We start from the raw sequence: 25,932 nt of genomic DNA, 5'->3' as shown, positions 1-25,932 counted from the left end.
TCATCCTCGTTTCTCGGTGGCGGCCGGGGACGCGGCAGTCGGTCCGTCGTGGCCGGCGGGGCCGTGGCCGGCGGGACCCGTTTCGTGACTGGCGGGAGTTCCGGCCGCCTCGGGCGGCAGGACCACCTCGGTGTTGCCGCCGCCGTCGTAGGCGAGCACGCCGGTGGCGGCATCGACGGGTACGTCGAAGATGAGCGTTCCCGACAGCTGGGTCCCCGCCGGCAGGCGCGTGCCGGGTAGGACCGACCGGTGCGGTTTCCGGGCCTTCCCGCCGGGGACCGCCAGGGAGAACCGGTCGACGGCGTACGCCTGCGGCTGGTCCGCCGACGCCCGCAGGGTGACGTCGATCGACACGCGGCGGTCCCCGTCGGCGACCGGGTCGGCGTCGGTTCCCATTCCCGGCATGGCGTGTGCGGGTCGGGCGGCGGAGAGGACCTGGCCGACGGCGACCACGCCGCCGTCGGGCAGAGCGAGCCGGCCGGGCCCGGCATCCGCCGGCGGAGCGGAGGCCACCGCCCATGCCGCGCCGGCGAGTACCGCGACCACACCGGCCGCGACGGCGGTCAGCCGCACCAGGCGCCCCATCATCGGTTCACCGCCGTCACCGTGAGCTGGTCGACCGACAGGTCGAACGGGTACGCCAGGTCGCCGATCACCCGGATCCGAACCGTTCCGTCCGCCGCGACGGCACGGGCCGGTGCGGCGAGGTCGACGTCCACCCGGGCCTCGTCCAACCCCTGGGTGTACGTCCCGAGCACACGCCAGGTCGTGGTCGCGGCGTCGTACCACTGCAACCGGACCCGGGTGTTGCGCATGCTCGAACGAAGGGACACCGACACGTTGAGCGCTGCGGCCGACCGCAGGTCGGTCGGTACCGGCACCGTCGCCGTCACGTCCGACGTCGGACGCCCCGCCACCGGGGCGGACGCGACGACCAGGTAGCGCCCGTCGTCGGCCGCGGTTTCCGCCACGTCGCCACGGACGCTGCCGGTGGTCGCCGACCAACCGGACGGTGTGAGCACCGCTGTCCGGCCGGTCCACGGCAGGTCGTACGCGACCGCGAGGTCGGCCGACACGTTGCCGGCCGCGTCGATCGCCACGGCCCGCAGCACCCGGTCCATCGAGATCCGCACCGGAGCGGTGTAGAGCATGCCTCTGGTGGCCGTCGGCGTCGTGCCGTCCAACGTGTACCGGATGCTGGCGCCGGCCTCGGCGGTCAACGTGACCGAGGTCGGGTCCGCCAGTGCGCCGGCCCCGGGGTTGGCGCTGGGCGGTTGCGGCGCGGTGCGGTCCACGGTGTGGTAGTGACCCACCTCGACGCTCGCCTGGCCGCCGTCGGCCGGCGCGGTCACCGGCACCCGGGCGACGACGGCGCCGTCGGCGACCGGGCCGGTGACCCGCCAGCCCGTCGGCACCGACACCTCGACGCCGTACCCGGTGCCGGCCTTCGCCGGGAAGGCCACCCGGCCGGTGCCGTCGGTGATGGCGGTGCCCAGTACCTGACCGGCGGTGTCGAACAGCCGGACGGTCCGCTCGGCGAGGGGATCCTCGCCGGCCTCCTGCACGCCGTCTGAGTCATGGTCGTGGAACACGCCCACCGAGACCGAGCCGGGCTGAACCCAACCGCCCGCCGCGCGTGCGTTGCGGGCGCGGGTGACCTCGACGTCATAGCTGCCGTCGGTGTTCACCCAGGCGACCGACGACACGGGCGGCATCGGCATGATCTCGTACCGTCCGGGCGGCACGACGGCACCGGCGCTGCCGGTTTCGTCGGTGGTCGTGCGCGCCACCTCGACGTGCTTGTCGGCGGTCACCACGGCGACCGGCCAGTCGGCGAGGGGTGCCTCTCCGGCGTCGCGCCGGCCGTCCCGGTCGGCGTCGTCGAACAGCGTGGAGGTGATCACCCCGTCGGCGAACCCGCCCAGCACGACGACCTCGGTCGCGCCCGCGGGCACCTCGACGGCCCCGTCCGGTCCGCAGTCCACCGGGGTCACCCCCGCGGGGGTGGTGACGAGTGCCTTCGCGCACCGCCACGGAAGGCCCGAGTCGGGGCGCAGCACCTGGATCCGCGCGGCCGCGCCCGCCGGGTCGACCACGGCGCCGTCGTCGGCGGTCCTGGCCGAGGCGATGCGGTCCCCAGCCGTCAGCTTCACCATCAGGCCGCCGATGGTCGGCTCGCCATCGTCCGCCGCGGCGTTGCCGTTGGCGTCGTCGACCGGCCGAACCAGCAGGCCGGGCACGCGTGCGGCGCCGATCGCCACGCTGACGGGGCCGGTGCCGACCGTCACGGCGGCGGGCAGCGCGGTGGTCGTCCGCCAGCCGGTACGCGGCTGCAAGCTGGCCGACCAGCCACCGGCGGTCACGCCGGTGAAGGTCGCCGCACCGTCGGCGCCGGAGGTGACCGGTGCCAGGGCGCTGGCACCGTCGAGCGTGACGGTCCAGCCGGGCAGGCCGATCTCGCCGGAGTCACGGACACCGTCGGCGTCCTGGTCGTCGAAGACCAGGGCCTGCACGGTCGCGAGCGCCGAGAGACCGACGGCCACCTCCGCCCGTCCGTTGTCCTCCGACAGATCGATGCGCCGCTTGGCGAGCCCCACGACCGCCGTGCCCGAGGGTGCCTCGACCACGACGTCGTACGCGCCGGAGGCCGGCGAGAACGTCACGGTCCCGTCGGCGGCAGTGGTCGCCGCCGCGACCTCGGCGCCCGCCGGAGTGAGCAGGCGCACCCGCACACCCCGTCGGGCCGGCTCGCCCGCGTCCCGCACCCCGTCGACGTCCGCGTCGTCGAACACCCGCACCGCCGCGTAGCTGCGCTCCAGGGGCATGAGCGGCCAGTACGACGCCGCGTACGGGTTGTCGCGCGGCGCGCGCGGGCTCGGCTGGAAAGCGGCGTCGGCCGGCCGCTTGGCGTAGACGCGCGCCATGCCCCAGATCCCGTCCGGCAGGGCCATGCTGGTCGGCGAGGACCACAGGTGGTCGCCGACGGCGGGCAGTCGTACGTGGGCGTTCACCGCCTTGCCGGCGGCGATCCCGCCCTGGACGCCCACGAGTTCGGTCTGCGCGTCGTACGGCTCCTGCCGCCAGAGCGCGCCGTCGAGCTGGAAGCCGGTCTGCCGCGGCTTGCTGCCGCCGAGCACGCGCACCCGCACCTGGTCGTTGGCGTAGGCGCGGATGATCGGGGTCTTCGGATCGCCGTAGGTGACGGAGCTGAACACGTTGGCCCAGCCGGAGCTGGTGGCGCCGGTGGCGAAGCCGCCGGGGGTGGCGCCGAGGCGTCGGTGCAGCGGGGCGTTGGTGTAGTTCACGCCCTTCTCACCGCCGTCCTCGGTTTCGCCGGCGTACACGTCACCGCCGTCCGGCTCCGGGAACGGATCGGCGCCCGCCGCCTCGTCCGGCTTGTCCTTGATCTCCGCGCCGGTGACCGTTCGCAGGTCCATCCCGTCCTGGTAGATCAGCGCGGAGTCGCGGAAGTCCTCCCGGCCCGGCACCCGGATGTCGGCGGCGGTGCCGCTGCGGATCTCCGCGCCGCTCACCGGGTCGTGGTAGGTGGCGTACCGCGGCTCGACGATCAGAGCGCCGGCCAGGCCGTGCTGGCGGTGCCCGCGCACGTCGCCGTAGTCGACCAGGTTCGTGGCGCCCAGCTCGCTGTCGGCGAACCACTCGTAGCTGACCGTCTGCCCGATCCCGGCGGTCGAGTCAGGGTTGAACCCGATCGCCGCACCGTCGGACAGCCGCACATCGTGGCGGAGCAGCTGCGGGTGCATCGACACGCGGGTGCCCATCGGCGTGCCGGTACGCGGTTCGAGGATCTGCGGCACGTCACCACCCACGCCGTTGCGGTGGTTGGCGTACTCGGGCGGCAACGCGTTGCGCAGGTTGACCCGCACGCAGTCCCCGCTGTTGGCCCGGATCACCAGCGGCTCGGGCTTCTTCATCCCGGACCGCACGGCCTGCTCGTCCTCGGCGAGGACGTACATGAGCGCTTTCGGGTCGTTGTCGCCGTACTCGTTGTAGGTGACACCGCGGTTCAGCGCGACCACGTCGAAGGTCCGCACGGGAGCGGTGGGCGGGCAGGCGACGCCGGGCCGCTGCGCGGGCGGCGGCGCCTGCCGCGACGCCGGGGCAGGCGCCGGGCCGGCCGTACCGGTCGGCTGGTTGTCGGGCAGCGCGCGCAGACCCGGGACGGGCGCCCCGTGTACCCGCATGATGCCCCACATGCCGCGCCACAGGTCATCGACGGAGGTGCCGCCGTACAGGTAGTCACCGCGGCACGGAGTGTCGGTGCTCTTGCAGTCGAACCCGGGCAGCTCGGCGTTGAACGCCTCCGAGATGCCGATGGTCTGGGCGTTGACCAGCGGGGAGTCGGGGTCGTCCGGCTCCTCGCGCCAGCGCAGCCCGTTGACCTGGAACAGGTGCTGCTCCTCCTGCGAGCCCTGAATGACCCGCAGCTTGACGTTGTCGCGGGCGTAGCCTTGCAGCAGCGGAGTCATCGGGTCGCCGAAGACCCACGAGCTGAACCTGTGCGCGGGATCGACGGGTCTACCGTCCCGGTTCTGCCGCTCACTCAGCGGGGCGTTGCGGTAGTTGATGGCGAACGTGCCGGGATCGCGGTCCGGGTACGCTTCCGGCGCGCCGGGCGCGTTCACCACGTCGTGCGAGTTGCGCGGATCGCCGCCCTTCTTCACCAGGGGCACGAAGTCCGCGATGGCGATGCCGTACTCGCGGTAGTCGTCGTTGGCGCCCGGGCCGATCAGGTCGACGCTCTCCCCGACCGCCCCGCCGACGCAGCTGGCTCCGCACGGGGTGCCGTGTGCCGGGTTGTTGATGGGCTGCACGAACTGGCCGGTGGCCGGGTCCCGCACGTCGAAGCCCTGGGGCTCGACGATGAGCGCGCCGTAGTGCCCGCGGTGCTGCACGATGGCCGGGAAGTGGTGGTCGTGGGTGAAGGCCGTCCGCAGCTCGTAGTCGGCGTACCAGCGCTCGTGCAGGGTCTGGCCCCACAGCCCGCTGGAGTCGGCCGGTGGTGTCCACTCGTGCCGTTCGTCGATGCGGCAGCCGGTGCTCTGCCCGCCGAAGAAGGTGGCGCTCGGTTTGCAGGCCACCTCGCCGGACGCCTGCCTGGCGGTGAGCGCCGCCTGCTCGGAGGTGAAGGCGGCCTGCTGGTAGTTCCAGCCGTTGGAGCCGCCGTCGGAGGCGGTGACGTCGAACTTGACCAGGTGGACGTGCCCACCCGCCATGTTCGTCTGTTCGACCTGCTGGAAGGCGTCCCCGCCCACCCAGTTGGGTGCCATGTTGGTCAGCGAGAAGTTAATGCAGTCGCCGGCGTTGACCCGGATGAACAGCGGCTCGACCTTCTTGCGTCCCGCGAGGATGTCCGACACGTCCTTGGTCAGCACCATGACCCGGGCCTGCGGATCGTGGTGGCCGACCTCGTTGTAGACCAGGTCGCGTTGCAGGACGGTGACGTCGTAGTCGATCTCGCGTGCGCCGTCCGGGCAGGGGTCGGCGTACGGCGCGCCACGAGGGGCCGTACCGCCCCCGTTGTGTCGCGCGATCACGGCGCGCTCGACGGCGAGCTTCGCCTCCTCGATGGTCCTGCCGCCGACCAGCCGGGGTGCGGCCCGCTCCGGGGTCCCGTCGACGCCGCCCTCGGTCACCGAACCGGGTGGCTGCGGCGCGCGGAATCCGTACGTCCCCGGGATCATGCCGGGGAAGCCGGGGTTGTCCGCGGTCGGTGCGGGCGGGGTGGGCCTGCCCTGCAACGGGATCAGCGGCCGGACGTTCACCCCGTCGGGCGTGGCGGTGGAGCCGTCCAGGCGGACGTCGTGCGTGCGCATGATCGCCCAGTAGCCCTCCGCGAAGTGCGGGTAGAGGTGGCAGTGGAAGATCGAGTCGCCGAACGTGCGGTTCTGCGACCCGGCACCGTAGAGCAGCTCCGCGGTGTAGGCCTCCCCCGGCCCGTAGCTCTGCGAGTCGAGGGTCGACGAGCCCGGCTTGTAGCCCGGCCCCTCGCCACTGGCGCCGTCCTCGCGTGGGTCGGCCAGCCACTGATGGGCGTGCAGGTGGAAGACATGGGTCTGGGTGACCCCGGCCAGGCCGAAACGGATCTTGGTGGCGTCCCCGGCGTAGGTGTGGAAGACGTTGGACACGAAGCACGACTCGGGTAGGCCGCAGTCCTCGGCCTCCTTACGGTCGCCGCTCCCCCTGGGCTGCCACGGTCCCCTGCCGCTGGCCAGCTTGATCAGCGCCGGGTCGCCGTACGGCCACGACGACAGCCACGTCTCCTCCCCGATGCAGTCCGGGCACGCCTTGGCCTCCCGGTCCTCCATCGGCTCCGAGCCGTAGTTGAAGCCCATGCCGATGGTCGGGATCTCGTCCTGGGCGAGCTGGATGCTCTCCCGGAACGAGGGCGCGCCCGGCGGGTGGATGTCGGCCTCGACGTACAGCTCGCCGCTCTGGTTCCTGGCGGCGGTGTAGGCGGTGCTGGGGTTGCCGTTTCCGGACAGCACGGCGCCGCTGCGCGGGTCTGTCCAGACCGAGCCCTTGGGCTCGACGGCGAGCCCGCCGTAGAGCCCGATTCCCCGGGAGCCGGCGTCATGCTCGGCGCCGGCCGGGGTGGCCATGTCCTGGAACATGAACAGTCCCTCCTGGGCCGGAACGCGCCAGAAGTAGGTGATCGACTGCCCGATGCCGATGGTCGGGTCGGCGTTGTAGCCCACCCGCGCGCCGCCGTCGCCGCGAACGTCCAGGACCACACCGGTGGCCTGGATGCCGACCCGCGGCGCGGCGGGCAGCCCGTGAACGGGGTCGGACGAGAGCTTGTTGGTGAGGGTGACCCTGACGCATTCGCCTTCGTTGGCCCGCAGCACCAGGGGACGCGGGCGCAGCCGGCGGTTGCCGGCGGGATCGTCCGCCGCATTCGCCGCCAGCGGCCGCCACCAGTTGGTGATGGCGGCGACGTCCTGGTCGAGGGCGAAGACGCGGGCGCTGCGCAACGTCTTCCCCCACCGGTTGAACGGCACGTCCACAGTGATCGCCGACATCGCGTAGTTGCGCTGCTGCTGACCGGCGACGCAGGGGGCGACCTCCGCCGGGTCCGCGGCGGCCGCCGGCTGCGCGGGCACCCCCAGCAGGCCGCCGACCACCACGGCGGCCAGCGCCGGGCGCGACGCGGCACGGATCAGCCGTACCGGCCTCGGCCGCCGCCAGCGGGCCAGCGCGGCCCCGGTCACCACCAGCATTGCCGCCGCGGCCTGCACCGGCACCTGTCGCAACGCCCCCGGCACGGACACGCCGGCGGCCCACGCCAGTGATGCGGCGGCCGCGCTGCCCGTGGCGAGGACCGCGGCGGCCGCGGCCAGCCCCGCCGGGATCGGACGCGGTGTCCGCCACGACAGCAAGGCCGCCAGCGCGACGGCCGTGACGGCGACCGGGACGGCCGCCAGCAGCCGCGGCATCCAGGGCAGGCCGCCACCGGAGAATTCCGGGACCACGGCCAGTGCCAGCCCCGCCGTCGCCGCCGTGACGGCCAGCGCGGCCGGCGACGGCCGATGCGAATGGACCATGCTCTTCATTCGTTCTCCCCGTGCATTCAGGGTGGCGACGTGGACGGTTGCGGACGCAGCACCGGGTTTCACGGCGGTGGCGCCGAGACGAGCAGCGCCGCGGCGAGGACGGTCGCGACGCCGAGGACGACCTCGAGAGAGACCACACCGAGCAGCGCCGTCGCACGGTCGTCCAAGCGGGCGCGGGACCTGGCCCGGTCCAGCCGGCCGATCAGCACGTAATGGTTCGCCACGCCGGCCGCGACGATGACCAGGACGAGCAGGAGCTTCGTCACGGCGGCGGCGCCCCAGGTGGTGCCGGGCAGCGACCGGAGGTCGACGTCGGCGACGAAGGGCTGCGCGACGCCGGTGACGACGGCGATCGCGACGGCCAGGACGGCGAGTCGGGAGAAGGCGGCCGCGCACGACAGCAGTACCTGGCGGCGCCGGTCGGCGGTTCCGGCGCGCAGCGCGAGGGGAACGACGACGGCGAGGGCCAGGACGCCGGCGAGCCAGACCGCTCCGGATGCCAGGTGCAGCAGGTCGACAACGATTCCGAGGGCGTTGGTGACGCCGGCGTGGCTGGTCATCGGCAGGCTGACGGCCAGTACGACGGCCGGCGCCGCCCAGCTGAGCCAGCCGGCCGACGAGGGTGCGGTGAGGGCGGTGGCGACCACGAACCAGAGCACGACGGCCGCCGGTACGCGCATGGCGGTCCAACTGCCGACCTGACTCGACAGGGCCTGCCGCACGGTGTCACCCGCGTCGTTGGTGCCGGAGGCGGCTTGGAGCTGGTCGGCCAGGTGCCAGACGGTGAGCACCGCCGACGCGCCGACGGCGACGGCGGCGCACCGCAGGATCCGGCGGAGGCGGACGAGCGCACGCGGGACGTCCCGCTGCGCGGCGGCCCCCAGCGACCGCAGGAACAGCATCGACACCGGCAGCGCGCCGAGCAGGAGCAGTGCGGACCCGAGGGTGATCGACCGCAGGGCGAGATCGACGGGCAGCGAACCGATCATGATTCGTCCCTCATCACTGCGGGAGGGCCGCGGCGGCGGCCGGCGAGCACCGCCGAGCCAGCCCCGAGAAGCACGACAGCCAGGGCCACCAGAACGCCGGCCGGAACCATCCCGCGCTCCGACGAGACAGTCACACCCGCCTGCTGCGGCCCGGTGACGTCAGCCGCGGCGGCGACGCTCGGGCTGTTGTCGGGGCCGGCGGACGGCGGGGCGGACGCGGCGCAGGTGGCCGTACCGGCCACGGTGAAGGGCACCTCGCCGGAGATGGCGTGCCCGTCCGAGCTCACCGCCCGCCACCGGACGGACCACGAACCGCTGGCCCGTGCCTGCTCGCCGGCCCGAAGCGTGGCTCGCAGGTCGCGCTTTCGGACAGTCAGCTCGGCCGGCACGGTGCGATCGCACCCGTCGGTAACGGTCAACGACGCCGACAGGATGCCGCGACCGAAGACCAGCGACACGGAGGCCGGCGCGGCATCGTTCACCGAGCCGGCTGCCGGGCTGGCGGACGTCAGCGCGCTGTGAGCGACGGCCGGGGCCGATCTCACCACGTCCACAGCCAGGAACGCGACCATGACCATGGCCGAGATGAGCAGGCCCGGCACAGAGCCGGCCGCACGCATCCGCGCTACGCCGAGACGACTGTTCCCCAATGTCCTCATCCCCCAGGTGTGCTGGTACGCAGAACGGTGCAGGGCCGACCTTGGGAAAAGCTTGGGAACCACGTCGATCAGGGCCGTCCGGGCGGGGGCCAGGGGGTGGGGATTGGTCGTCGCAGGGGTGCGGGTGGACGGCCCTACGATGGCGGCCCGGGCGGTCCGGGCGGGGCTGGAGAGGGGGTCGAGATCGGTCTGCCGGTGTTCAGCTACGGCAGTTGTCCGCTGGGGCCACTGCGGGTGGACGCTCACGGGTCGGCGGTGTCGGCCAGCGCCCGGGTCGGCGATGACGAGGTGGGTCGGGGCGACGTGGTGTTCGGTGACGACGACGGGGTGCTGTTCGTACCCGCCGAGCAGGTCGGGCCGGTGCTCGCCGCGGCGGCGGAGATCCGCCGGGTGGAGCGGGACCAGGCCGCGCGGATCCGGGCCGGTGCGACGCTGCGCGAGCAGACGTCGTTCGTGGACTACCTGGCCCGGCGCGACGCCGATCCGGCGTACACCTTCCGTCGGCAGCTGCGGCGGGTCGGCGGTGCGATCGAGGAGTGAGGACCCTCTAGCGCCGGACGGTGTCTTGGCAATATCCTCCGGAGCACGTGCGGCCATTGGAGCTAGTTTTCACACCCCCCCCACCGCCGCGGCCGCAGAAGGAGAAGCCATGCACGTCGACCATTCCGAAGTGGATCGCCGGACGCTGCTGCGGGCCGGTCTCGGCGCCGCCACGGTCGCCGTGGTCGGGAGCCAACTGGCGTTCCCGGGCGCCGCGCAGGCCGCGCCGGGCGCCGACCTGGACTGGATCATCAGCTGCGACGAGTGGGCCGCCCGCCCGCCGAAGGACCCGCTGTCGATCAGTGCCATCGCCACCAACAAGATCATCGTGCACCACATGGCGTTCCCGAACGTCACCGACTACTCCCGGGAGCAGGCGGTCAAGCTGGCGCACGACTGCCAGGACTTGCACATCGACGGCAACGGGTGGTCGGACACCGGCCAGCACTTCACCGTCAGCCGGGGTGGCTACGTGCTGGAGGGGCGCCGGGGCAGCCTGGAGCGGCTGGAGGCCGGCGACCGGCAGATGATCTCGGCGCACTGCCCGGGTGAGAACGGGCGGGCCATCGGGATCGAGAACGAGGGCACCTACGTCACCGAGACGCCGCCGGAGGCGCTCACCGACTCGCTGGTCAAGCTCTGCGTCACCATCTGCCAGCAGTACGGGCTGCACGCGCACGACATCTTCGGCCACTGGGACTTCCGCACCACCCAGTGTCCCGGTGCCGCCTTCTACCAGCAGTTCCCCACGCTGCGCCGCCGGGTGGCCGCCGCACTCGACACCGACCTCGCCGACGTGCCGGCGCGCCGCTGGCCGGACCTGTGGCGCTTCGTCAGCTCCCCGTCCGTGCGGGTGGTGCAGTACCTGCTCGCGCACCGCGGCTACCCGGTGACGGTCACCGGCGCGTTCGACGCCGCGACCGTGGCCGCCGTGCAGGACTGGCAGGCCCGCAACGGCATTCCGGTGGACATCGACGCCACGCTCACCCCCGCCACCTGGGAGACCCTGGTGCCGGAGCTGGACCAGCACGCTACCGGCCTGCCGGTCAGCGCGGTGCAGGAGATCCTCAACTTCAAGGGGTACGCCGACGTCGCCGTCACCGGCACCTACGACTACGCCACCCGTAGTGCGGTGAAGCACGTCCAGGCCCTGCACGGCCTGCCGGACAACGGCAAGCTCAGCACGAGCACCTGGTGCACGATCGTCGGCGGCGTGGTGCGGCAGTCGTTCCGCGACTGATCGACGGCGGCCGCCAAGGTGGTGGCGAGGCGGTGGCGGGGGGCGCCCCCCGCCACCGCCTTCGCACTGCTTCACCGGGAGCAACAGTGTCGGGCCGTTTGCGTTGCGCGGGTTGAAGCAGAGCGAAGATGGCCCGACGGGTACGGCACCAGGGGAAACGCGGGCGAGTTCGTTGTCCACCCTCCGTCGGTCTGCGACGATGGCGACGGCCAACGACGAGGGGGCGGCAATGACGTCGCAGCTCAACCCGTACCTCAACTTCTCCGGCAACGCCCGCGAGGCGATGGAGTTCTACCACCAGGTGTTCGGCGGCGACCTGTCGCTCACCACGTTCCGCGAGTTCGGCACCGAGGACCCGGCGATCGCCGACCAGATCATGCACGGCCTGCTCCGCACCACCAGCGGCTACGTGCTGATGGCGTCGGACATGCCGCCCGGCGAGGAGCTGCGGCGGGGGAACGACAACACGATCAGCATCAGCGGAAACGACGGCGACGAGCTGCGCGGCTACTGGCAGCGGCTCTCCGAGGGCGGCATCGTGTCGATGCCGCTGGAAAAGCAGATGTGGGGCGACGAGTTCGGTATGTGCGAGGACCGCTTCGGCGTCCCCTGGATGGTCAACATCACCGAGGCCCAGCTCTAGCACGCGACGGACCGGTTTGGCCGACGACGCGGGCGGAAAGAGTGGCGGGCATGAGATGGGCCCGTGGAGCCGTACCCGTCGCCGCGGCCGCCGTGGCGGCGCTCGCCGCGCGCGACCTCCTGCAACGCGACCACGCGCTGCTGCGCAACTTCCCGGTGCTCGGGCGCGCCCGGTACCTGCTGGAGGCGATCGGCCCGGAGCTGCGGCAGTACATCGTGGCCGGCAACAACGAGGAACGGCCGTTCACCCGCGACCAGCGCCGCTGGGTGTACGCGTCGGCGAAGCAGGAGAACAACTACTTCGGCTTCGGCACGGACAACGACATCGAGTACACCCCCGGCTATCCGATCATCAAGCACCGCACGTTCGGTCGCGCCGTGCCGCCGTCGGCACCCGGCGCCGGGCACGACGTCCGGCTGCCCTGCGCCAAGGTGCTCGGCGCCGCCCGCGGCCGGGCCGGCGCGTTCCGGCCGGAGTCGGTGGTCAACATCTCCGGGATGAGCTTCGGCTCGCTCTCCGGCAACGCCATCACCGCGCTGAACCGGGGGGCGGCGCTCGCCGGCTGCCTGCAGAACACCGGCGAGGGCGGGCTGTCGCCGTACCACCGCAACGGCGGTGAGCTGGTGTTCCAGCTCGGCACCGCGTACTTCGGCTGCCGGGACGAGCGGGGTCGGTTCAGCCTGGAGCGACTCAAGGACCTGGTGGCCGGCGCGCCGGTGCGGGCGTTGGAGATCAAGCTCAGCCAGGGCGCCAAGCCCAGCCTCGGCGGGCTGCTGCCGGGGGCGAAGGTCTCCGCCGAGATCGCCGCCACCCGCGGCATTCCGGCCGGTGAGGACTGCGTGAGCCCGTCCCGGCACGCCGAGTTCTCCGACTGCGACAGCCTGCTCGACTGGGTGGAGCTGCTGGCCACCGAGACCGGCCTGCCGGTGGGCATCAAGTCGGCGGTCGGCGAGCTGGGGTTCTGGCAGGAGCTGGCCGAGCTGATGCGCGACACCGGCCGGGGCGTCGACTTCGTGACTATCGACGGCGGTGAGGGCGGTACCGGGGCCGCGCCGCTGATCTTCACGGACTCGGTGTCGCTGCCGTTCCAGCAGGGCTTCTCCCGGGTGTACAAGGTCTTCGCCGGACGCGGCCTGCACGAGCAGGTGGTCTTCGTCGGCGCCGGCAAGCTCGGCCTGCCGGACAACGCGATCGTGGCGTTCGCCCTGGGCTGCGACATGGTCAACGTGGGCCGGGAGGCGATGCTGTCGATCGGCTGCATACAGGCGCAGAAGTGCCACACCGACACCTGCCCGACCGGTGTGGCGACCCAGAACGCCTGGCTGGCCCGCGGGCTGGACCCGGCCCTGAAGTCGGTACGGGCGGCCAACTACCTGCGTACGTTGCGCCGGGACCTGATGAAGGTGGCCGAGGCGTGCGGGGTGGAGCACCCCGGTCTGATCGACACCGGCGCGGTCGAGATCCTCGACGGCCGCACCGGCTCGACCCCACTGCACGAGGTGTACGGCTACCGGCCGGAGTGGGGGCTGCCGGCACCGGCCGACCGGGCCGAAATCGTCCGGTTGATGACCGGCGAGGTTCCGCAGGGTGGCAGCGCCCCGCCCTCCCCCACCGCGGTCGGGTGACCAGAGCCGGTCACCGGGCCGATAATCCGTGGAGGCGACGTCGGGAGCCACCGTATCGTGGCGCGGTGCTGATCAGACGTGAGACAGCCGCCGACGTCGACGCCATCCGCGCGGTGCACGCCGCCGCCTTCACCCCGCCGGACGCCGGTGGCGTACCCGTCGAGGCGACACTGGTCGACGCGCTGCGCGCCGACGAGGGCTGGCTGCCCGCGTACTCCCTGGTCGCGGTCGCCCCGGACGGCCAGGTGGTGGGGCACGTGGTGGCGACCCGCGGTCGGGTGGCCGGCGAGCCGGTCGCGCTCGGCCTCGGACCGCTCGGCGTGCTCCCGGGCTGGCAGCGGCGCGGCGTCGGCTCGGGGCTGATGCACGCGGTGCTCGGCGCGGCCGACGCCCGCGACGAGCCGCTGGTGATCCTGCTCGGGCACCCCGACTACTACCCGCGCTTCGGGTTCCGGCCGGCCGTCGAGGTGGGCGTCACCCCGCCGCAGCCGTGGGGGCCGCGGTACTTCCAGGCCCGCCCGTTGAGCGCCTGGCGGGAGTCGATCCGGGGCGAGTTCCGCTACGCGGCCCCGTTCGAAGGGCTGTGAGCCCGCCACACGTCCGCCGTCGACGGCCCGCCGACCTCGACGGGTGCGTCACGGCACTCGCCCTGGTGCACCGGGCCGACCGCTATCCGCTGAACTGGCCGGCCGACCCGCAGCGGTGGCTGCGCGACGCCGAACCGGCCTGGGTGGCCGTCGACGACGCCGCGACGATCGTCGGGCACGTGGCCGTGCGCCCGCTGCCCGCCCCGGCGGACGGCCCACCCGCCCGCCCGTCGGCCGAGGTGAGCCGGTTCTTCGTGGTTCCGACCGCCCGCGGGTCGGCGCTGGGTGGCGTGCTGCTGGCCGAGGTACGCCGGTGGGCCGCCGAGCGCGGTCGCGACCTGATCCTCGAGGTGGTCGCCGAGAACGCCGCGGCCATCGCCCGCTACGAGCAGGCCGGTTGGCGGTACGCCGGCACCACCACCGCCGACTGGACCGCCCCGGACGGCCGCCCGGTGGCGCTGCGGCACTACCGGCAACCGGCGGACCCCGCGCCACCACGGTAGCCGCCCGGACGTACCGGTCACGCACGTCCGCCCAGGTCAGTGCGCTGAGGTTGGCCGCCATGCGAACATGTGTTCGTGTCGACCGAGGCCACCATCCTGCACGCCGACCTGGACGCCTTCTACGCGTCGGTCGAGCAGCGCGACGATCCTCGGCTGCGCGGTCGGCCGGTGATCGTCGGCGGCGGCGTGGTGCTGGCGGCCAGCTACGAGGCGAAGGCCCGAGGGGTACGCAGCGCGATGGGCGGCCAGCAGGCGCGGCGGCTCTGCCCGGACGCGATCGTGGTGCCGCCGAGGATGTCGGCGTACACGGCGGCCAGCCGCGCGGTGTTCGAGATCTTCCGGCGGACCACCCCGCTGGTCGAGGGGCTCTCCATCGACGAGGCGTTCCTCGACGTGGGCGGTCTGCGGCGGCTGGTCGGGGCTCCGGTCGGGATCGCCGACCGGCTGCGCCGCGAGGTACGCGAGCAGGTCGGCCTGCCCATCACGGTCGGGGTGGCGCGGACGAAGTTCCTGGCCAAGGTGGCCAGCGGGGTGGCCAAGCCCGACGGGCTGCTGGTCGTCGCGCCCGAACGCGAACGGGACTTCCTGCACCCGCTGCCGGTCGAGCGGCTGTGGGGCGTCGGGCCGGTCACCGCCGCCAAGCTGCGCGAGCGGCGGATCCACACCGTGGGCGACGTGGCGCGGCTGGGCGAGGCGGCTCTGGTGTCGCTGCTCGGCGGGGGTGCCGGCCGGCACCTGCACGCGCTGGCGCACCACCGCGACCCGCGGTCGGTGCAGGTGGGCCGGCGGCGCGGGTCGATGGGCGCACAGCACGCGCTGGGCCGTGCCCCGCACACGTCGGCCGACCTGGACGCCACCCTGGCCGGCCTCGTCGACCGGGTCACCCGCCGGATGCGAGCCGCCGGCCGGTCCGGGCGCACGGTGACGCTGCGGCTACGGTTCGGCGACTACGCCCGGGCCACCCGCTCGCACACCCTCGTCAAGGCCACCGCGGACACCGTGCCGCTGCTGGCCGCCGCACGGGCGCTGCTGGGGGCCGCGCTGCCTGACATCGACCGGCGGGGCGTCACGCTGATCGGCGTCTCGGTCGCCAACCTCGACGACAACCCGGTCCAGCCGGAGCTGCCCTTCGACCGCGATCCGGGCGCCGAGCTGGACGCGGCGGTCGACGCCGTCCGGGACCGGTTCGGCTCGGCCGCGCTCACGCGCGCGGTACTGCTCGGCCGGGACCCGGGCGTCGAGATGCCGCTGCTGCCGGACTGACGCACATCCACGGCCCCGGCACACCGGCGGCGACCTGAGCTGAAAGGCACATCACAGCAGGTGGCGGGTTTAGCCCCGGGCATGTTGGGTGACTGTGCAGGGAATCAGCCTGACAGGGGGGACCACCATGTCCGAGGACAGCAGCAATCGACCGAGCCGCCGCACCGAGCGTCCCGCGGACGTGACGGACCCGCTGCTCTGGCAGCTGGCCGTGGACGTGCTGAGCGCCCACGAGCCGGACGAGAACGGCGCCTGCCGCAACCTGCTGTGCGCCGGCCAACCCTGGCCGTGCGCCGCCCGCAGCAGCGCCGAACAGTCGCTCCGGTTGGCACGCGGCTCGACCGAGACACCCGCGACGGCCGACGGGGGCGAGGGCGCCGCCACCGGCTCCGGCTGGTCGGCGGAGTCGGTGCCGGCGGCACGACGCAACCGGGCGGCCGGCTCCGCGTCGTCGCGTCGCGGGTCCGGGGCGACCGCCTCGGCGGCCTGACGCCGCAGACCGCGCCCACCACACGGGCGCGTCCGACGTCGTCGCACACACGAAACGCCCGACCGGTATCCGGTCGGGCGTCCGTGTGCCGTGCGTCAGAGGCTGAGCCGCTGACCCGGGAAGATCAGGCCCGGGTCGGCGCCGATCAGCTTCTTGTTCTGCTCGTACAGCGCCTGCCAGCCGCCGGCCACCCGCTGCGCCTGAGCAATCTGCGACAGGGTGTCGCCCGGCTTGACCAGGTACGTCGAGCCGCCGGCCGGCGCGGTGCGCCGGTGACTGCGGGTCGCCGGCTGGTCGTCGCGCGAGGACCGCTCCTTCGGCTTCGAGGTCGAGCCGGACTTCGACGTGGACTTCGACGACGAGCCGGAGCTGGTCGACGACCTACCGGACGAGCCGGACGTCGACCCGCCCTTCTTGCCGCAGGTCGGCCAGGCACCGATGCCCTGCCCGTCGAGCACCTTCTCGGCGATCGCGATCTGCTCGCCACGGGTGGCCAGGTCGGCCCGGGCGGCGTACTTCTTGCCGCCGTAGCCGGCCCAGGTGCTCTGCGAGAACTGCAGACCGCCGTAGTAGCCGTTGCCGGTGTTGATGTGCCAGTTGCCGCTGGACTCGCACTGGGCGATCGCGTCCCAGTTGACGCCCGCCTGGGCCGGGGCGGCCGGGCCGAACAGGGCGACGGCGCCGGTGACCGCGCCGACGGCCAGGGCACCGACGGCGACGCGGCGGGTGGTGACCCGTCGGTGACGGGGAACGTATTCAGTTGCCATCTGAGCTTCCTCCACGCCGGCGAGGTCAGCTGTCGGGTTCGGGCCGAGGAGCCCGGCCGCGCGATGGCGGCTTCACCCCGAGGTGACGTGCACCGAGGAACTTGGGTCCCCCGCTCCTGCCCGGTTGACTGGGTTCCGACGGCCGGCGGCAGGATTTGGCGTTACCGGTCGCGGTGTCCACGTTGGCGGACCCGACCGACGTTAGGCACCGTCGGTGACGGTCGCCCACTGCCTGTGAACTTCTTCACCAGCCCCCGCGCGGAGCCCGGCGTAGCGGTTGCGGACCGCGCGGGACTGTGCAGTGACCACGATGGACCGATTCTGATCAGGCCCGCTGCGGCCCACCCGTCCGTCGTCGCGGAGGCGTTCCGGTTCACCCGACCCGGGCACGAGAACGTCGCCGGAGTGCGCCACCTGGCCCGCCGTCGAGGGCTCCGGCCGAGTTGGCATCGGCCGGCGGGAGGCGCTCCCCCGCCGGCCGATACGTCTGGATCAGAGGGTGCGGGCCAGCCGGTCGGCGAGCGCCCGGGTGAACCGGGCCGGGTCGGTCAGCTCGCCGCCCTCGGCGAGCACCGCCAGCCCGTAGAGCAGCTCGGCGGTCTCGGTCAGCGAGCCGGTGTCACCGCCCTGCTCGTGAGCCTTGCGCAGGCCGGCGATCAGCGGGTGTCCGGGGTTGACCTCCAGGATGCGCTTCACCTGCGGGATCTCGTGGCCCATCGCCCGGTACATCTTCTCCAGGGTCGGGGTGAGGTCCTGCGCGTCGCCGACGACGCAGGCCGGCGAGGTGGTCAGCCGGGACGAGAGACGGACCTCCCGGACCCGGTCGGCCAGGGCGGTGCCGAGCCAGCCGAGCAGCTCGGCGAAGTCCTGACGCTGCCGTTCCCGCTCGGCCTCGGCCTCCTGCTTCTCCTCCGCGGTGTCCAGGTCGACCTCACCCTTGGCGATGGAGCGCAGCGGTCGGCCCTCGTACGCGCCGACGCGCTCGACCCACACCTCGTCGACCGGGTCGGTGAGCAGCAGCACCTCGTGGCCCTTGGCGCGGAACGCCTCCAGGTGCGGGGAGTTCTCGATGGTGGTGCGGGACTCGCCGGTGGCGTACCAGATGTCGCTCTGGCCGTCCTTCATCCGCGCGACGTAGCCGGCCAGATCGGTGGGCTCGGCCAGGTCGTGGGTGGAGGCGACCGACAGGATCTCCAGCAGGGTTTCCCGGTTGTCGGTGTCGTCGATCAGCCCTTCCTTGACCACCGCGCCGAACTCGGTCCAGAAGGTGCGGTAGCGCTCGGGGTGGTTGGCCTTCAGGTCCTTGACGGTGGTGAGGACCTTCTTCACCAGGCGACGGCGGACGATCTGGATCTGCCGGTCCTGCTGGAGGATCTCCCGAGAGATGTTCAGCGACAGGTCGTGCGCGTCCACCACGCCCTTGACGAAGCGCAGGTAGTTGGGGACCAACGCCTCGCAGTCGTCCATGATGAACACCCGCTTGACGTAGAGCTGCACGCCGCGGCGGCCCTGCGGGGAGAACAGGTCGAGCGGGGCGTGGTTGGGGAGGAACAGCAGCGCCTCGTACTCGAAGGTCCCCTCCCCCTTCATGTGCACGATCTCCAGCGGGTCGGCCCAGTCGTGGCTGACGTGCTTGTAGAACTCGTGGTACTCGGCCTGGTCGACCTCGTCGCGGGGCCGCGCCCAGAGCGCCTTCATCGAGTTGAGCGTCTGCACCTCGCTGGTGGCGTCCGCGCCGTCGGCGCCGGGGCGCTCGACGCGCATCCGGATCGGCCAGGCGATGAAGTCGGAGTACCGCTTGACGATCTCCCGGATCGTCCACTCGGCGGTGTAGTCGTGCAGGTTGTCCTCGGCGTCGGCCGGCTTGAGGTGCAGGGTGACGGCCGTGCCCTGCGGCGCGGTGTCGACCGCCTCGATGGAGTACGTGCCCTCGCCGGTGGACTCCCAGCGGGTACCGCCGCTCTCGCCGGCCTTGCGGGTCAGCAGGGTGACCCGGTCGGCGACCATGAACGCGGCGTAGAAACCGACCCCGAACTGGCCGATCAGCTCCTGCGAGGCACGGGCGTCGGCGGACTCGCGCAGCTGGCGCAGCAGCTCGGCGGTGCCGGACTTGGCGATGGTGCCGATCAGCCCGACCACCTCGTCGCGGGTCATCCCGATGCCGTTGTCCCGCACGGTCAGCGTGCGGGCGTCCCGGTCCACCTCGATGGCGACGTGCAGGTCGTCGGTGTCGGCGGCGAGGTCCTTGTCGACCATCGTCGCCAGCCGCAGCTTGTCCAGCGCGTCGGACGCGTTCGAGATGAGTTCCCGCAGGAAGACGTCCTTGTTCGAGTAGATCGAGTGGACCACCAGCTGGAGGAGCTGACGCGCCTCGGCCTGGAACTCCAACGTCTCGGTCCGGTTGCTCACACCGTCTCCCTTCTCGGCTCATGCGGATGTTCGCGGAAAGGATACGAGCCGTCACGGGGTGGGTCGCGTCCGCGTCCGGGTCGTATTCCCGATCCGGGTCGCACGACGGGTGATCTGGCTGACTTTGCTAAACAGAAGTCAGACGGATACGGTTCCGGTCATGAAGATCGCTGGAACCACCGCCCTCGTCACCGGCGCCAACCGTGGCTTCGGCCGGCACCTGGCCGCCGAACTCCTCGCCCGCGGCGCGACCGTCTACGCCGGCGCCCGGAACCCGGACAGCGTGGACCTGCCCGGCGTGACGCCGGTGCGACTGGACATCACCGACCCCGCCTCGGTGGCCGCCGCCGCCGCGCTCGCCGGGGACGTGACGCTACTAATCAACAACGCCGGCACCGAGACCGGAACCGACCTGCTGGAGGGTGACCTGGAGCTGGTTCGGCTGGAGATGGAGACCCACTACCTGGGCACCCTGTCGATGGCCCGGGCATTCGCCCCGATCATCGCCGGCAACGGCGGCGGCGCGATGCTCAACGTGCTCTCCGCGCTGTCCTGGGTGAGCTTCCCGGCGGTCGGCGCGTACAGCGCCGCCAAGTCGGCCGAGTGGGCGCTGACCAACGCGCTGCGCGTCCAGCTCGCCGAACGCGGCGTCCGGGTCGCCGGCCTGCACGTCGGCTACATGGACACCGACATGACCGCCGGGGTCACCGCCCCGAAGTCCGACCCGGCGCAGATCGCCCGGATCGCCGTGGACGGCATCGAGGCCGACGCGTACGAGATCCTCGCCGACGACGTCAGCCGGCAGGTCCAGGCCGGGCTGGCCGGCGGGGTGGCGGCGCTCTACCCGCAGCTTCCCTGACCCCGGGCTTGAGGGATCTCCACCGCTGACGGTCCTGGTCGGACGGGGTGGGCGTCCGCGCCCACCCCGCCCGACCGCCCGGATCAGCTGGCCTGCAGCGTCACGTCGTCCACGACGAAGCTGGTCTGCAACGAGGAGTCCTCGGTGCCGGTGAACTTCAGGACCACCGTCTGGCCGGCGTAGCCGGCCACGTTGAACGTGCGCTGGACGTAGCCGGCGGCGGCGTTGAGGTTCGAGTACGTCGCCAGGGTGGTGCTGCCCACCTGCACGGTGAGCTTGTCGTACGCCGTCGAGCCGGTGGTCTCGGCGGTGTCGATGTGCAGCCAGAACGACAGCGTGTAGCTGGCGCAGCCGGCCGGCACGGTCACCGACTGGGACAGCGTGTCGGTGTGGGTGCTGCCGTACCCGTCCAGCCACGCCTTGTACGACCCGGTCCGGGCCGGCTGGCTGCTGGAGTTGGTGATCACTCCGGAGCTGGCGGTCCACGGGGCGCTGCCACTCTCGAAGCCGCCGTTGCCGATCACCTGGCCGCCGGCGCAGCCTCCGGTGCCGGTCACGGTGAGCGTGAAGGTGGCGCTACGGGTGACCGAGCCGGTGCCGGTGACCGTGATGGTGAAGGTGCCGGTGGCCGCGGTCGACGACGCGCTCACGGTCATCGTGGCCGAACCGCCGGAGGTCACCGACGAAGGGCTGAACGACACGCTCACGCCGCTGGGCGCGCCCGAGGCGGAGAGCGCGACCGACTGAGCGGAGCCGGCGGTGGTCGCCGTGCTGACCGTGGCGGTCGTGCTGGCGCCGCGCGCGACGCTGCGCGAGGTGGGGCTCACCGCGACGGAGAAGTCGTTGGTCGGCGTACCGCCGCCCACGGCGAGCTGCCACAGCGCGTACGCGACGCCGTCGGCGGACCGGTTCAGCACCGTCGCGCTGACGTTGGCCGTGGTGTCGCACGAACGGTGGTAGCAGGGGTCGTAGGCGGAGTTCGCCGTGCCGCCCCACTTGGCCGCCTGCGCGCTGGTCTTGCGGGCGCTGGCCCCGGCGGCGTAGCCGGAGGTGGGGATGCCGCCCTGCTGGAACGAGTAGTCGTCGGAGCGGCCCTGGCCCTCGACGTTCTCCTCCGGTTGCAGGCCCAGCGAGTCCCAGTACGCCTTCAGCGGCGCCGCCGTGGTGGAGGTGACCCGGTTGATGAAGTAGCCGCCGTTGGTCGAGCCGACCATGTCGAAGTTGTAGTAGCCCTTGATGTAGCCGCGCTGGGTGGCGCTGAGCGAGTTGACGTAGAACTCGGAGCCGTTGAGCCCCTGCTCCTCGTCGGTCCACCAGGCGAACCGGACCCGCTTGGTCATGGTGGGGTTCTGCGCGGCCAGGACCAGCGCGTTCTCCAGCAGGGTGGCCGAGCCGGAGCCGTTGTCGTTGATGCCCGGACCGGCCGAGACGCTGTCCAGGTGGGCACCGAACATGACGACCTGGTCGGCCGGGCCGCCGGGCCACTCGGCGATGAGGTTGTTCGACGGGTACGTGCAGGAGGAGCAGTACTGCTCGGTGATCGTGTAGCCGGCGGACTGGAGTCGGGTCTTCACGTAGTTGACCGAGGCGGTGTAGCCGGCGGAGCCGGCCCGCCGGTTGCCGCCGTTGCTGGTGGCGAGGGAGTTGAGTTGGGTCAGGTGCGCCTGGACGTTGGTGACGGAGATGTCCGGCGCCGCCAGGGCGACGGCGGGCGCGGCGATCGGCCTGGCCACTGCCGTACCGGCCGTGGGTGACGCGACCACCGGCTGGGCGGCCAGCGTCACCGTCATCCCGGTGAACACGGCGAGCGCGATGCCCGCGCTCAGCGTTCTGCCTCTCATGGGGGCTCCTCGGGGTCGGAGAGAACCAAACACTCGCAGGTATCGATGTATTGGCCATCGGTCGTTCGTCCGGAACCCGGGTCGGTTCGGCGGCGATCCGCTCCGGGACCCAGAGGTGACCCCGGCAACACCGGCCGAGCGGAATATCCCGTTTCGTCACTCTGGCTCCGTACGCTGGGCCGACGCCGCGAACGGCGCCGGCCCGCACGGGTGCCGGCGTCGGCACAGGTGAGTCGAGGTGCCAGGATGGGTAGGTAATGCCAGCAGGGGTCGTCGGGCCCAGAACGGGGGGCTTGCGATGGGGCCGGGTCGAGCGTGACACGACCCAGCACGGAGCTGTTCGCCGGCGGCGGTGACATCGGTCGGTTGATGGCCGAGCTGGACTGGTCCGGCATCCCCCTCGGCCCGGTGACCGACTGGCCGCAGAGCCTGCGCGCCGCGGTGCGGATGGTGCTCTCCTCCCGCTACCCGATGCTGCTGCTCTGGGGCGACCAGTTCACCCAGCTCTACAACGACGCCTACTCCGCGCTGATCGGCGACAAGCACCCGGCCGCGCTCGGCGGCGACGTACGGGTGACGCTGGCCGAGGGCTGGGACGTCCTCGCCCCGCTGATCCACGAGGCCATGGCGACCGGGGTGGCCAGCTGGGTGCCCGCGCTGCAACTGCTGCTCGACCGGGCCGGCTACCGCGAGGAGGCGTACTTCAGCGTCTCGCACGCCCCGGCCCGCGACGACGAGGGCCGCACCGTCGGTGTGCTGACCGTGTGCAGCGAGGTCACCGAGCAGGTGGTCGGCGAACGGCGGCTGCGGCTGCTGCGCGAGCTGGCCGTACGCGGCGACGGGCGCACCGTCGACGTGGACGCCACCTGCGCCCGGCTGATCGACGCGATCGGCGGGCATCCGCTGGACGTGCCGTTCGCCGCGGTCTACCTGTGCGACGGCACGGCGCTGCGGCGGGTCGCCTGCGTCGGCGGTGAACCCGGCACGGTGGCCGCGGCGCTGCCCGACGCCGTCGATCTGACCCACCCGAGCCCGGCGGCACGCGTCTGGGGCCTACCGGACGCCGCGACCGGCCGGGCGGCCGAGGTGAGCGGGGTCACCGACCTGCTGCCGCTGCCGGCCGGTCCCTGGGACGACCCGGTCCACACCGCGCTCGCCCTGCCGCTGCCCTCGGCGGAGAAGGACCAGCCGCTCGGCGTGCTGCTGGTCGGGGTCAGCCCGAGTCGGGGCCTGGACGAGGCGTACCGCTCCTTTCACCAACTGCTGGCCCAGCAGGTCTCGGTGGCCGTCCGCAACGCGCAGGCGTACGAGGAGGAACGGCGCCGGGCCGAGGCGCTGGCCGAGCTCGACCGGGTCAAGACCGGCTTCTTCACCAACGTCAGCCACGAGTTCCGGACCCCGTTGACCCTCATGCTCGGTCCGCTCGCCGACGCCCTCGCCGACACCACCGCGCCGCTGCCGGCGGTGCAGCGGGACCGGGTGGACGCCGCCTGGCGCAACGCCACCCGGCTGCTGACCCTGGTCAACAGCCTGCTCACCTTCTCCAGCCTGGAGGCCGGTCGGGCCCGCAGCAACGCCCGCGCGGTCGACCTCGCCGCGCTCACCATCGAGCTGGCCGGAGTCTTCCGGGCCGCCGTCGAGCGGGCCGGGCTGCGGCTGGAGGTCGACTGCCCTCCGCTGCCCCGGCCGGTCGCGATGGACCCGGTCAACTGGGAACGGATCGTCACCAACCTGCTCTCCAACGCGCTGAAGTACACCTTCGTCGGCCAGATCCGGGTCGGCCTCGACGCCGACGACGAGGAGGTACGACTCACCGTCACCGACACCGGCATCGGCATCGCCGAGCAGGACCTGCCCCGGCTGTTCGAGCGCTTCCACCGGGTGCAGGGCGCCCGTTCCCGCAGCCACGAGGGCACCGGCATCGGCCTGGCCCTAGTGCACGAACTGACCCGGCTCGAGGGTGGCGAGGTCCGGGTGGCGAGCCGGGTGGGCGCCGGCAGCACCTTCACCGTCGCGCTGCCCTGGGCCGCGCTGCGCCGCGCCACGCCGGCCGGGCCGGAGCCCGACGGACGGGGCGAAGCGGCCCGGGCCGCCGCCCTGGAGGCCGCTGGCTGGCTGGCCGACCCGGACGCCGCCGAGGTGGAACCCGCCCCGGTCCCGGACGAGCTGGCCGGGGCGCGGATCCTCGTCGCCGACGACAACAGCGACCTGCGGGCGTACCTGAGCCGGCTGCTCACCGAGCAGGGCTGGCGGGTACGGACCGTCGGCGACGGGCAGCAGGCCCTCGACGCCATCCACCGGGAGCCGCCCGACCTGGTGCTGACCGACGTGATGATGCCGGTGGTCGACGGCTTCGAGCTGGTCCGCCGGCTGCGCGCCGACCCGGGGACCCGGGCGCTGCCGGTGCTGGTCCTCTCCGCCCGCGCCGGTGGGGAGGCCAGCGTCGAGGGGCTGAGCCTGGGCGCCGACGACTATGTGGTGAAGCCGTTCGCCGCAGCCGAGCTGATCGCCCGGATCCGCGCCGCCATCCAGCGCTCCCGCGCCCGCAGCGCCCCCACCACCTCAGCCACCGCCCCGGCGGTCGAAGCGGCTCCGGCCGGCGTTCCGCTGGCGACCGGCGGCCCCGAGCCGACCGGTCACCCCGTGCCGTCGAGCCTCGCGGCACCGTCCGGCGTCGCGGCACCGTCCGGCGTCGCGGCACCGTCCGGCAGGGCCGAGCCGACCAACGGGCGGCTCGCCTCGACGGTGCACCGGGCCGGCGGCGCGGTGCTCGCCGACGAGCGGGCCGGGAGCGAGCTGGACAGCGAGTGGACCTACCCGTCCGCGCCCACCGCCGCCGCGGCGATGCGCCGCGACGTCCGGACTCGGCTCGAGGCCCGGAGGGTCGACCCGGACGTGCTGCAGGACCTGCTGCTGGCCGCCTCCGAGGCGGTGAACAACGCGGTCGAGCACGCGCAGCGGCCCACCCGGCCCGAGGTGCGGGTCCGGGTTCAGATCGGCCACGGGTCGGTCCGGATCTCGGTGCGTGACTTCGGCACCTGGCGCCACCGGCGGCCGGCGATGGACCGGGGCCGGGGCGCGCTGCTGATGAACGCCTACGGCGACGTGCGGATGGTCTCCACCGGCGAGGGGACGACGGTGACCATCGAGCGCCGGCTGACCGCCCGGGCCTGACCGGCGGGTCGACCCGCCTCAGGACCGGCGGCTGCGCTCCTGTTCGAGCCGCTCGTCCAGCCGGCCCAGCTCGTAGATGGCGTTGAGGTTGGTCGGTAGCCGGCTGACGTTGTCGGGCACCGGGCCGGGATCCGGCGCGGGGCCGGGCGTCGGGGTCGGCGCCGGCGCGCTGGCCGCCACCGGTGTGGGGGCCACCCCTCGGCGGCGCAGGACGAGCAGCCCAAACACCGCGAGCGCTGCCAGTGCCAGCAGGTACAGGGCCGGGTGGAACGGCGTGCCCGCCCGGCGACTGCCGGCGTCCGCCACCGTCGCCGGCACGTTCGGCGTGGTGGTCTTCTGGTTGGGCGACGGCACCTGCGCCTCGCGCGCGCCCGCCTCGCGCGCGCCCTGACCGGTCCGGGTGCGGCCCGGACCGCTGGACGCCGCCGGAAGCGGCGCGGCCGACGACGCGGTGGCGGCGGGGAGCGGCCCGGGTGCCGCTGGGCCGGGTGGACCGGGCGGGCCCGACGGGCCAGGCGGGCCGGACGGGCCGGACGGGCCAGGGCTCGGTGGCTGGCTCTGGGTCGGGGTGGGCGCCGGCTTGGCGCCACCGCCGTCCAGCAGGTCGTCGACGATGCTGCCGACGCCGCCGAGGAGGTCGCCCACGGGACCACCGGTGGCCGAGGGCGACGGCGCGGGCGCCAGCGCGAGGGTCAGGATCAGCGCGGCCACGGCAGGCATAGTCCACCTCGGAGGGCTCGATGTGAACGGCACGTTACCGCAGTTGGAC

General features: G+C 73.1%; 18 protein-coding genes and 1 riboswitch. Of the genes, 10 read left to right on the top strand and 8 right to left on the bottom strand.

Annotated features, from left to right (window positions below; translation table 11 throughout):
* Genes ACFOW4_RS27010 through ACFOW4_RS26995 form a run of 4 tightly spaced genes read right to left on the bottom strand, consistent with a single transcriptional unit; the run spans window position 1 to window position 9,468 of the window.
* Complete coding sequence (locus ACFOW4_RS27010) at window positions 1–588, bottom strand: hypothetical protein (RefSeq protein WP_377532861.1); 588 nt, start codon at window positions 586–588, stop codon at window positions 1–3.
* Window positions 585–7,574, bottom strand: a complete 6,990-nt coding sequence (locus ACFOW4_RS27005; RefSeq protein WP_377532859.1) for an SdrD B-like domain-containing protein — start codon at window positions 7,572–7,574, stop codon at window positions 585–587. Before ACFOW4_RS27005 ends, ACFOW4_RS27010 begins: the two co-directional genes overlap by 4 nt.
* A gap of 59 nt (window positions 7,575–7,633) precedes the next feature.
* Window positions 7,634–8,563, bottom strand: coding sequence for a CopD family protein (locus tag ACFOW4_RS27000; protein WP_377532857.1), 930 nt, complete (start codon window positions 8,561–8,563; stop codon window positions 7,634–7,636).
* Window positions 8,560–9,468 carry a copper resistance protein CopC gene (locus tag ACFOW4_RS26995; protein ID WP_377532855.1) on the bottom strand — a complete coding sequence of 303 codons (909 nt, stop codon included), beginning with the start codon at window positions 9,466–9,468 and terminating at the stop codon, window positions 8,560–8,562. Before ACFOW4_RS26995 ends, ACFOW4_RS27000 begins: the two co-directional genes overlap by 4 nt.
* Before the next feature lie 9 nt (window positions 9,469–9,477).
* Here ACFOW4_RS26995 and ACFOW4_RS26990 point away from each other — a divergent pair, with 9 nt between their 5' ends.
* The 8 genes from ACFOW4_RS26990 (at window position 9,478) to ACFOW4_RS26955 (ending at window position 16,113) form a co-directional block, all read left to right on the top strand.
* On the top strand, window positions 9,478–9,762 hold the full coding sequence (locus tag ACFOW4_RS26990) for a hypothetical protein (protein WP_377532853.1): 285 nt from the start codon (window positions 9,478–9,480) through the stop codon (window positions 9,760–9,762).
* Between the two features lie 109 nt (window positions 9,763–9,871).
* A complete protein-coding gene (locus ACFOW4_RS26985; RefSeq protein WP_377532851.1) occupies window positions 9,872–11,002 on the top strand; it encodes an N-acetylmuramoyl-L-alanine amidase in 1,131 nt (376 codons plus the stop codon).
* Window positions 11,003–11,231: 229 nt separating this feature from the next.
* Entirely contained in the window at window positions 11,232–11,645 is a 414-nt protein-coding gene (locus tag ACFOW4_RS26980) for a VOC family protein (protein WP_377532849.1), read from the top strand.
* Between the two features lie 50 nt (window positions 11,646–11,695).
* The gene (locus tag ACFOW4_RS26975) at window positions 11,696–13,270 is read left to right on the top strand and encodes a glutamate synthase-related protein (protein ID WP_377532847.1); all 1,575 of its coding nucleotides are present in this window, start codon (window positions 11,696–11,698) and stop codon (window positions 13,268–13,270) included.
* Between the two features lie 65 nt (window positions 13,271–13,335).
* Window positions 13,336–13,857, top strand: a complete 522-nt coding sequence (locus ACFOW4_RS26970; protein ID WP_377532845.1) for a GNAT family N-acetyltransferase — start codon at window positions 13,336–13,338, stop codon at window positions 13,855–13,857.
* Window positions 13,854–14,360: a GNAT family N-acetyltransferase gene (locus tag ACFOW4_RS26965; protein WP_377532843.1), complete on the top strand. Its 507-nt coding sequence runs from the start codon at window positions 13,854–13,856 to the stop codon at window positions 14,358–14,360. Before ACFOW4_RS26970 ends, ACFOW4_RS26965 begins: the two co-directional genes overlap by 4 nt.
* Window positions 14,361–14,435: 75 nt before the next feature.
* A complete protein-coding gene (gene dinB, locus ACFOW4_RS26960) occupies window positions 14,436–15,623 on the top strand; it encodes a DNA polymerase IV (protein WP_377532841.1) in 1,188 nt (395 codons plus the stop codon).
* 127 nt (window positions 15,624–15,750) lie between these two features.
* Window positions 15,751–16,113, top strand: a complete 363-nt coding sequence (locus tag ACFOW4_RS26955) for a hypothetical protein (protein ID WP_377532839.1) — start codon at window positions 15,751–15,753, stop codon at window positions 16,111–16,113.
* A gap of 95 nt (window positions 16,114–16,208) precedes the next feature.
* On the opposite strand, the gene ACFOW4_RS26950 is transcribed toward ACFOW4_RS26955, so the two are convergent.
* Window positions 16,209–16,880, bottom strand: a complete 672-nt coding sequence (locus tag ACFOW4_RS26950; protein WP_377532837.1) for a transglycosylase family protein — start codon at window positions 16,878–16,880, stop codon at window positions 16,209–16,211.
* Window positions 16,880–17,051: riboswitch (cyclic di-AMP (ydaO/yuaA leader) on the bottom strand. Its footprint overlaps the gene before it by 1 nt.
* Before the next feature lie 321 nt (window positions 17,052–17,372).
* Window positions 17,373–19,289: a molecular chaperone HtpG gene (gene htpG, locus ACFOW4_RS26945; RefSeq protein ID WP_377532835.1), complete on the bottom strand. Its 1,917-nt coding sequence runs from the start codon at window positions 19,287–19,289 to the stop codon at window positions 17,373–17,375.
* Window positions 19,290–19,449: 160 nt separating this feature from the next.
* On the opposite strand from htpG, the gene ACFOW4_RS26940 reads away from it, so the two are divergent.
* The gene (locus ACFOW4_RS26940) at window positions 19,450–20,148 is read left to right on the top strand and encodes an SDR family oxidoreductase (protein ID WP_377532833.1); all 699 of its coding nucleotides are present in this window, start codon (window positions 19,450–19,452) and stop codon (window positions 20,146–20,148) included.
* Between the two features lie 83 nt (window positions 20,149–20,231).
* On the opposite strand, the gene ACFOW4_RS26935 is transcribed toward ACFOW4_RS26940, so the two are convergent.
* The gene (locus ACFOW4_RS26935) at window positions 20,232–21,989 is read right to left on the bottom strand and encodes a M28 family peptidase (RefSeq protein ID WP_377532831.1); all 1,758 of its coding nucleotides are present in this window, start codon (window positions 21,987–21,989) and stop codon (window positions 20,232–20,234) included.
* A gap of 315 nt (window positions 21,990–22,304) precedes the next feature.
* On the opposite strand from ACFOW4_RS26935, the gene ACFOW4_RS26930 reads away from it, so the two are divergent.
* Window positions 22,305–25,163 carry an ATP-binding protein gene (locus ACFOW4_RS26930; protein WP_377532829.1) on the top strand — a complete coding sequence of 953 codons (2,859 nt, stop codon included), beginning with the start codon at window positions 22,305–22,307 and terminating at the stop codon, window positions 25,161–25,163.
* An 18-nt stretch (window positions 25,164–25,181) separates the two neighbouring features.
* Here ACFOW4_RS26930 and ACFOW4_RS26925 read toward each other — a convergent pair whose 3' ends face one another.
* The gene (locus ACFOW4_RS26925; protein ID WP_377532827.1) at window positions 25,182–25,883 is read right to left on the bottom strand and encodes a hypothetical protein; all 702 of its coding nucleotides are present in this window, start codon (window positions 25,881–25,883) and stop codon (window positions 25,182–25,184) included.
* Window positions 25,884–25,932 lie beyond the last annotated feature (49 nt).

The sequence above is a fragment of the Micromonospora sp. GCM10011542 genome, from assembly GCF_042650685.1.
In the GTDB taxonomy this organism is placed as follows: domain Bacteria; phylum Actinomycetota; class Actinomycetes; order Mycobacteriales; family Micromonosporaceae; genus Micromonospora.
This window is presented reverse-complemented; position numbering and strand designations above follow the sequence as displayed.